Origin of the sequence: Alloalcanivorax sp. (assembly GCF_964221125.1) — a bacterium.
Lineage (GTDB): Bacteria > Pseudomonadota > Gammaproteobacteria > Pseudomonadales > Alcanivoracaceae > Alloalcanivorax > Alloalcanivorax venustensis.
Genome location: NZ_CAXPXK010000006.1, coordinates 20,673 through 29,062 on the forward strand (window position 1 = coordinate 20,673; position 8,390 = coordinate 29,062).

The 8,390-nt window shown below is 62.3% G+C and carries 6 protein-coding genes; all 6 read right to left on the reverse strand.

The annotated features are described in order from the left end of the window. Positions 1–7 precede the first annotated feature (7 nt). The 6 genes from odhB to sdhC all read right to left on the reverse strand — a co-directional run bounded on the left by odhB (position 8) and on the right by sdhC (position 7,868). The gene (gene odhB / locus ACEQZD_RS00665) at positions 8–1,321 is read right to left on the reverse strand and encodes a 2-oxoglutarate dehydrogenase complex dihydrolipoyllysine-residue succinyltransferase (protein WP_370183380.1); all 1,314 of its coding nucleotides are present in this window, start codon (positions 1,319–1,321) and stop codon (positions 8–10) included. A gap of 35 nt (positions 1,322–1,356) precedes the next feature. Beyond that, positions 1,357–4,191, reverse strand: a complete 2,835-nt coding sequence (locus ACEQZD_RS00670) for a 2-oxoglutarate dehydrogenase E1 component (RefSeq protein ID WP_194856540.1) — start codon at positions 4,189–4,191, stop codon at positions 1,357–1,359. 426 nt (positions 4,192–4,617) lie between these two features. Continuing rightward, the gene (locus ACEQZD_RS00675; protein WP_067609492.1) at positions 4,618–5,334 is read right to left on the reverse strand and encodes a succinate dehydrogenase iron-sulfur subunit; all 717 of its coding nucleotides are present in this window, start codon (positions 5,332–5,334) and stop codon (positions 4,618–4,620) included. Positions 5,335–5,349: 15 nt separating this feature from the next. After that, positions 5,350–7,125, reverse strand: a complete 1,776-nt coding sequence (sdhA, locus tag ACEQZD_RS00680) for a succinate dehydrogenase flavoprotein subunit (RefSeq protein WP_142949318.1) — start codon at positions 7,123–7,125, stop codon at positions 5,350–5,352. Between the two features lie 3 nt (positions 7,126–7,128). Continuing rightward, the gene (gene sdhD, locus ACEQZD_RS00685) at positions 7,129–7,500 is read right to left on the reverse strand and encodes a succinate dehydrogenase, hydrophobic membrane anchor protein (RefSeq protein ID WP_067611126.1); all 372 of its coding nucleotides are present in this window, start codon (positions 7,498–7,500) and stop codon (positions 7,129–7,131) included. Beyond that, entirely contained in the window at positions 7,494–7,868 is a 375-nt protein-coding gene (gene sdhC, locus ACEQZD_RS00690; RefSeq protein WP_142949319.1) for a succinate dehydrogenase, cytochrome b556 subunit, read from the reverse strand. The genes sdhD and sdhC overlap by 7 nt, the downstream gene beginning before the upstream one ends. Between the last annotated feature and the right edge of the window lie 522 nt (positions 7,869–8,390).

An 8,390-nucleotide genomic window follows, 5' to 3' on the forward strand; every position in this document is an offset into this window, starting at 1 on the left:
AAATCCTTTAAATGTCCAGCAGCAGCCGCGCCGGATCCTCGATAAAGTTCTTCACCGCGACCAGGAACTGCACCGCCTGCTTACCGTCGATCAGACGGTGGTCGTAGGACAGCGCCAGATACATCATCGGCAGAATCTTCACTTCACCGTCCACCGCCATGGGCCGTTCCTGGATTTTGTGCATGCCCAGAATGGCGGTCTGCGGCGGGTTGAGGATCGGCATCGACATCAGGGAGCCGAACACGCCACCGTTGGAAATGGTGAAGGTGCCGCCGGTCATTTCATCGATGGACAGCTTGCCCTTCTGAGCCTTCTGGCCGTAATCGATGATCTGCGATTCCACTTCCGCGAGGCCCTTCTGGTCCGCGTCGCGCACCACCGGCACCACCAGACCGCGCTCGGTGGATACCGCCATGCCGATGTCGTAGTAACCGTGGTAGACCACGTCGTCATCGTCGATGGAGGCGTTCACTTCCGGGAAGCGTTTGAGTGCTTCCACACAAGCGCGGGTAAAGAAGCCCATGAAACCAAGACGAACGCCGTGGGCCTTCTCGAAGGCGTCCTTGTAGTTCTTGCGCATATCCATGATCGGCTTCATGTTGACCTCGTTGAAGGTGGTCAACATGGCCGCGTTCTGTTGCGCGGACACCAGGCGCTCGGCGATGCGCTTGCGCAGACGGGTCATCGGTACCCGGCGCTCTTCCCGCTCGCCCGGTTCCGGTGCCGGAATCGGCGCGGCCTTGGGCGCGTCGCTTTTGGTCTCGCCGGCGGAGGACTGCTTGCGCTCCTCGCGGCTGGCCAGGGCTTTCTCCACGTCTTCCTTGGTGATGCGGCCGTCGCGGCCGCTGCCCTTGACGTCGGACGCGGAGAGGTTGTGTTCGCTCATCATCTTGCGCGCCGCGGGACCGGCCTGGGCGTCCTTGTCACCGCCCTCCTCGTCTTGCTGCTGCGCGCCTTTATCGTCCGCCGCGGGCGCTTGTTTCTGTTCGCCCTTGTCGTCGTCTCCGCTGTCTTTCGCGGCGTCCTTGTCGTCGTCCTTGTCGTCGTCCTTGTCGTCACCGCTGTCCGCGCCGCCGGCGCCGCTGCCGGCTTCCAGCTGACCCAGTACTTCCTGGCTTTCCACGGTGTCGCCTTCGTCCTTGATGATCTTCGCCACCACACCGTCGCTGGGGGCCACCACCTCCAGCACTACTTTGTCGGTTTCGATGTCCACCAGCAGCTCGTCACGCTTGACCGCCTCGCCTTCTTTCTTGTGCCAGGTCGCCACGGTGCCGTCCGCTACGGATTCGGGAAACTGTGGGGCTTTGATGTCTGTCGCCATGCTTATTCCTTAACCCTATCTCGGTTGGCTGTCGCTCAGTTGATCTGGAAGGCGTCTTCGACGAGACGCTGTTGCTGTTCCACGTGCAGGGACATGGAGCCCACCGCCGGGGCCGCCGCCATGTCACGGCCAGCGTAATGCACATGCAGTTTGTCGTTGACCGCCCGCGCCACCCGGAACATATGGTGCTGCGAGCAGTACCAGGCGCCCTGGTTCATCGGCTCTTCCTGGCACCACACCAGATTTTCCAGATTGGGGTAACTTTCCAGGACTTCCTGGAGACGCTTTTCCGGGAACGGATACAGCTGCTCGATGCGCACCAGCGCGGTATCGTTGAGGTCGTCCGACTCGCGTTTTTCCAGCAGGTCGTAGAACACCTTGCCGGAGCACATCACCACGCGTTTGATGTCCTTGTGGTCGATGTCGGCGCGGTCGTCCAGAACGGTCTGGAAACGGCCTTCGGACAAATCCTCCAGGGACGATTTGGCGCGCTTGTGACGCAGCAGGCTCTTCGGCGTCATCACCACCAGCGGCTTGCGCAGCGGACGCACCGCCTGGCGCCGCAGCAGATGGAAAATCTGCGCCGGGGTGGTGGGCACGCACACCTGCATGTTGTGCTCGGCGCACAGCTGCAGGAAGCGTTCCAGCCGGGCGGAGGAGTGCTCCGGGCCCTGACCTTCGTAGCCGTGCGGCAGCAACAGGGTGAGGCCGCACAAACGCCCCCACTTGGCTTCGCCGGAGGACATGAACTGGTCGATCACCACCTGGGCGCCGTTGGCGAAGTCACCGAACTGCGCTTCCCAGACGATCAGTGCTTCCGGGGTGGTGGTGGCGTAGCCGTACTCGAAGCCCAGCACCGCCTCCTCGGAGAGCAGCGAATCGTAGATATCAAAGCGCGGCTGACCTTCCTGAAGGTGGGCCAGAGGCACATAGTCCTCGCCGTTCTTCTGGTTGTGCAGCACCGCATGGCGGTGCGAGAAGGTACCGCGCCCGGAATCCTGGCCGGTGAGCCGCACCATCACGCCCTGGTCCAGCAGGCTGGCGTAGGCGAGGGTCTCGCCGTAACCCCAGTTGATCGACATGGCGCCGGCGGTCATTTTGCGGCGGTCCTCGAGAATCTTCTTCACCTGCCGCTGCAGCACCACGCCCTCGGGCACGGTTTCCAGACGGTTGGCCAGATCCTGGAGTTTCTTGAGCGGGTAACCGGTGTCCCAGTCGTCCTCGACCTGATGGCCGACGTAGGGGCTCCAGTCCACGAACAGGGACTTGTTGGGCTCGCGCACCAGTGATTTGACCACGTGGTTGCCCTCGTCCAGCGCGTCGCGATAGTCGTCGACCATCTTCTGCGCGTCCTGCTCGGAGAGGATCTGCTCGTTGATCAGACGCTCGGCGTACAGCGTGCGGCTGGACGGGTGCGACTTGATCTTCTTGTACATCAGCGGCTGCGTGGAGGACGGCTCGTCCGCCTCGTTGTGACCGGAACGACGGTAGCAGATCAGGTCGATCACCACGTCCTTCTTGAACTGCATGCGGTAGTCCACCGCCAGTTGGGTGACGAAGTAGACCGCCTCCGGATCGTCCGCGTTGACGTGGAAGATCGGCGACTGAACCATCTTCGCCACGTCGGTGCAGTACTCGGTGGAGCGGGCGTCGTCACGGCGGCTGGTGGTGAAGCCGACCTGGTTGTTGACGATCACGTGCAGGGTGCCGCCGGTCTTGAAGCCGCGGGTCTGGGACATCTGGAAGGTCTCCATGACCACGCCCTGACCGGCGAACGCCGCGTCACCGTGAATCAGAATCGGCACCACCTGGTCCCCGCCGGCGTCGTTGCGGCGATCCTGCCGGGCGCGCACCGACCCCTCCACCACCGGCGACACGATCTCCAGGTGGGACGGGTTGAAGGCCAGCGCCAGATGCACTTCGCCGCCGGAGGTCTGCACGTTGGACGAGAAGCCCTGGTGGTACTTCACGTCGCCGGAGCCGTTTTCGTTGAAGCTCTTGCCCTCGAACTCGCCGAACAAATCGCGGGGGCTCTTGCCGAGGATATTGACCAGCAGATTCAGGCGGCCACGGTGGGCCATGCCGATCACCATCTCCTTGGCGCCGTAACTGCCGACCCGCTGGATCATCTCGTCCATCAGCGGAATCATCGATTCGCCGCCTTCCAGGCCGAAACGCTTGGTGCCGGGGTAACGGCTGCCCAGGTATTTTTCCAGGCCTTCGGCGGCGGTCAGACGCTCGAGAATATGGCTCTTGATGTCGGCGCCGTACTGCGGGTGGCTGCGCACGCCCTCCAGCCGCTGCTGAAGCCAGCGCTTCTCGGCGGTGTTGACGATGTGCATGTACTCACAGCCCACCGTGGAGCAATAGGTGCCCTTCAGGCAGTCCATGATCTCGCGCAGGGTGGCTTCCGGCTTACCGATGAACAGGTTGCCGGTCTGGAACACCGTGTCCATGTCCGCCTTGCTCAGGCCGTGGTGCGCCAGCTCCAGGTCGGAGACCGCCTCGCGCTCCATCAAACCGAGCGGGTCCAGCTTGGCCACCTGATGGCCCCGGTTGCGGTACGCGGCGATCAGATGAAGCACCCGCACCTGGCGGCGTTCATGCTCGCTGCTGACGGCGCCGGCGCCGACTTTCTGCACACGGGACTTGTTCTTGGCTTCGAGCAGGAAATACTCACGGACCGCCGAATGGGGGACATCGGACTCAACGGCGCCGTTGGAGGGCAGCTTTTCGAAGTAGGCGCGCCAGTCTTCCGGCACGGAATTGGGATCAGTCAGATAGGATTCGTACAGTTCATCAACATAGGCCGCATTGGAGCCCCCGATATGGGAGGACTGCCACTGACGGTACATGGAACTGTCTTGCATCGTCGCTCGTTCCTTAGCCGGGCGAACGTCACGCCTGTGGGCATGTATTCTGCTCTGTCCACAGGGCTGCGACCCTGTTACCCGCGCTCATCGCTGTTTACGGACCGGCACCTTTTAAGCTCCGGCCCACTTGCTGTCTGGCGGCTCCGGGGTTGCCGAAACCGCCACCTAGTGTAGTACCTTTGTGGTGGTTTTGTTAGGCGTCTACGGAGAAAATGACTTATCGGTCTTTTTTCTCCTGACCGCAATCCCACCAACGTCTAACGCTTACCGGCCCTCTATAAAGGCATGGGGGCGACGGCACCGATCTCAAGCTTAACCAAAGCCACCCTTCCCCGAACCCTTCCGTCGCATCCGGATACAATTTGCAGCCGGGGAAGGCGCCCATAAAAAAGGCGGCCCGCAGGCCGCCTTCTTCGCTTTCCGTTACACGCCCCGTTCCAGGAGCATGGACCGGATGTGGCCGATGGCCCGCGTTGGGTTCAGCCCCTTGGGGCAGACGCTCACGCAGTTCATGATGCCGTGGCACCGGAACAGGCTGAACGGGTCATCCAGGCGCGACAGGCGCTCCTCGGTGGCCTCGTCGCGGCTGTCCGCCAGGAACCGGTAGCTCTGCAGCAGCGCCGCCGGACCCAGGAACTTCTCCGGGTTCCACCAGAAGCTGGGGCAGCTGGTGGAGCAGCACGCGCACAGAATGCACTCGTAGAGGCCGTCCAGCTTGGCCCGGTCCTCCGGCGTCTGCAGGCGCTCGATGGCCGGCGCCGGCGTGTCGTTCTGCAGGTACGGCTGCACCTTCTCGTACTGGTTGTAGAACATGGTCATGTCCACCACCAGGTCGCGAATCACCGGCAGGCCGGGCAGCGGGCGCAGCACCAGCGGCTTCTTGCCTTCCTTCACACCCGGCGCCACTTCAGACAGCGGGGTGATACAGGCGAGACCGTTCTTGCCGTTGATGTTCATGCCGTCGGAACCGCAAACGCCTTCCCGGCAGGACCGGCGGTAGGCCATCGACGGGTCCTGCTCTTTGACCAGATTGAGCACGTCGAGCACCATCAGGTCCTTGCCCTGGGTGTCCACCTCGTACTCTTTCATGGACGGTTCGCGGTCGGTGTCCGGGTTGTAGCGATAGATACTGACTTTCATGGCTACGCGCCTCCGTTAGTAGGTCCGGATCTTCGGCTGGAAGGTATCGACGGTCTTCGGCTTGAAGTTCACATCCCGCTTGCCCAGTTTTTTCGACTTGGGGTCGAACACGGAATGGCACAGCCAGTTTTCGTCGTCACGATCCGGGAAGTCGTAGCGGGAATGGGCGCCCCGGCTTTCGGTGCGTCCGGACGCCGCCAGCGCGGTGGCTTCCGCGACTTCCAGCAGGTTGTCCAGTTCCAGCGCTTCGACACGGGCGGTGTTGAAGGACTGGCTCTTGTCCTCGAGATGGGCGTTGGCGATGCGCTCGCGCAACTTGGCCAGCTTTTGAACGCCCTCTTCCATCAGATCACCCTTGCGGAATACACCGAAGTGATTCTGCATGGTGCTCTGCAGTTCCTTGCGCAGCGAGGACACGGATTCGCCGTCCTTGGACTCGTTCCAGCGGTTGACGCGGCTCAGCGCCCGCTCCAGGTCCTCTTCGCTGGGCTCGTACTGGGTCATGCCCTGACGCAGCGCCTCTTCGATGTGCAGACCCGCCGCGCGGCCGAACACCACCAGGTCGAGCAGCGAGTTGCCGCCCAGACGGTTGGCGCCGTGTACCGACACGCAGGCTACCTCGCCCACCGCGAACAGGCCGTTGACGAACTGATCCTCGCCTTCGTGGCCGCCGCTGAACTTGAGCGCCTGGCCGTTCACGTTGGTGGGGATGCCGCCCATCATGTAGTGACAGGTGGGCACCACCGGGATCGGTTCCTTGACCGGGTCCACCTGGGCGAAGGTGATGGACAGCTCGCAAATACCGGGCAGACGGCTGTGCAGCACTTCCTCGCCGAGATGATCCAGCTTCAGATAGACGTAGTCGCCGTCCGGGCCGTCGCCGCGGCCGTCGAGGATCTCCATCATCATGGAGCGGGCCACCACGTCACGGGACGCGAGGTCCTTGGCGTTGGGCGCGTAGCGCTCCATGAAGCGCTCGCCGTCCTTATTAATAAGGTAGCCGCCCTCGCCCCGGCACCCTTCGGTGACCAGGGTACCCGCGCCGGCGATGCCGGTGGGGTGGAACTGCCACATTTCCATGTCCTGCACCGGCACGCCAGCACGCAGGGCCATGCCCACGCCATCGCCGGTGTTGATCAGGGCGTTGGTGGTGGAGGAGTAGATACGGCCGGCGCCGCCGGTGGCGAACACCGTGGCCTTGGCTTTGAAGAACACGGTCTCGCCGGTCTCGATGCTGATCGCGATCACACCGCAGACGTTATCGTCGGCGTCCTTCACCAGATCCACGGCGTACCATTCGTTGTAGAACTGGGTGCCGTTCTTGAGGTTCTGCTGGTAAAGGGTGTGCAGCAGCGCGTGACCGGTACGGTCGGCGGCGGCACAGGTGCGGGCGGCCTGGCCACCCTCACCGAAATTCTTGGACTGGCCACCGAAGGGACGCTGGTAGATGCGGCCTTCCTCGGTGCGGGAGAACGGCAGACCCATGTGGTCCAGCTCGAACACCGCTTCCGGGCCCACCTGGCACATGTATTCGATGGCCTCCTGGTCACCGATATAGTCGGAGCCCTTCACCGTGTCGTACATGTGCCAGCGCCAATCGTCATTGGGATCGGCGGAGGCGATCGCGCAGGTGATACCGCCCTGGGCGGACACCGTGTGCGAACGGGTCGGGAATACTTTGGAAATCAGCGCGGTTTTGAAACCGGACTGCGCCATCTGCAGGGAAGCACGCATGCCTGCGCCCCCGCCGCCAACGACGATCGCGTCAAAGGTGATGGTACGAATGGACATGGATTATGCGCCTCCCCAGATCATCAGCAGGCCCCACAGCAGGTACACAAGCAGCAGCAGCGCGATGGCCATCTGCACCACCAGACGAACACTGGTGGCCGCTTTGCCGAAGGTCAGGCTGGTCAGATAGTCGGTGGTCACGCTCCACAGGCCGATCCAGGTGTGGGCGGCCACGGAGAACAACAGAAGGGTGTTAGCGATCTGCATGGGCACGGAGCCCATAAAGGCACTCCAGGTGCCGTAATCCAGATCCGGCTGGGCGATCAGAAAGCCCAGCATGCCGATCACGTACACGGCGATCACCACAGCGGAAACCCGCTGGATCAGCCAATCATAAAGGCCGTTACGGCCCAGGCTCGTTACACTGGTTACCATACCCAGGCTCCTGCCAACAGAATCAGTACCGCGGTGACAACGAAAGTGGCGAAGGCGCCACGACGTCCACCTTCCAGGGTCTCACCCATGCCCATATCCATAATCAAATGGCGGATACCGGCGACCAGGTGATAAAGAATGACGGCCAGGATCGCCCAGACCACCAATTTGGCGAGGGGCGAGGTCATCAGCTGTTTCAGGTCCGCAAAGCTCTCGGGGGACGCCAAGGAGCGATCCAGCATCCACAGCAAGACGGGGATGGCAACGAAAATGGCCACGCCAGTAATACGGTGAGTGATGGATGCAATGGCGGTGACCGGGAACTTGATCGTCGTTAGATCGAGGTTAACGGGTCTCTTATCGTTCACGGTAGCCTACACTTTTGCCGGGCCCCGGATACACCGGAGCGGTTATCGGGAACTTGGCATCAACGGCGACATCAGAGTGTGAATGCGGATAAAGCCGATGGTGCCCGGGCCGGGGTTGGAGCCCACAGGGAACTCCTGCTTGGTCCCGAACGGCGAAAAACCGATCGGAACGGGGCCGGAGACTCCTTCGCGGGCGGCAGTATATCGCCGCGCTTACGGCAAAACAAACGGCAAACTGCGACTTTTATCTTAGCCGGCCCCGCGGACCGCCCCCTCATCCGGCGCTGGCGGGACCTGGGCGGTTAATCCCTTGTTTTTTAACGGCCCTTTGCGGCGGGCCCGTCGCGAAGCGCCGTAATAGCCTGTTTACCCTACAAAAGTCGCTCCCGCCGGGGGCCGGCTTCTCGTTGACAAAGACCCACCAAAACTTTAACGTCCCCCGCGCTCTGGAGGACCTTCCCAGTAGGGACCCTCTATTCACCGAGGAGAAATTCCCATGACCGAGAAGAAAGCCATTCTCAA

What these genes read in the sequence shown, in the direction of transcription:
- odhB (WP_370183380.1), bottom strand. Translation starts at nt 1,321, where the DNA reads ATGGCGACAGACATCAAAGCCCCACAGTTTCCCGAATCCGTAGCGGAC.
- ACEQZD_RS00670 (WP_194856540.1), bottom strand. Translation starts at nt 4,191, where the DNA reads ATGCAAGACAGTTCCATGTACCGTCAGTGGCAGTCCTCCCATATCGGG.
- ACEQZD_RS00675 (WP_067609492.1), bottom strand. Translation starts at nt 5,334, where the DNA reads ATGAAAGTCAGTATCTATCGCTACAACCCGGACACCGACCGCGAACCG.
- sdhA (WP_142949318.1), bottom strand. Translation starts at nt 7,125, where the DNA reads ATGTCCATTCGTACCATCACCTTTGACGCGATCGTCGTTGGCGGCGGG.
- sdhD (WP_067611126.1), bottom strand. Translation starts at nt 7,500, where the DNA reads ATGGTAACCAGTGTAACGAGCCTGGGCCGTAACGGCCTTTATGATTGG.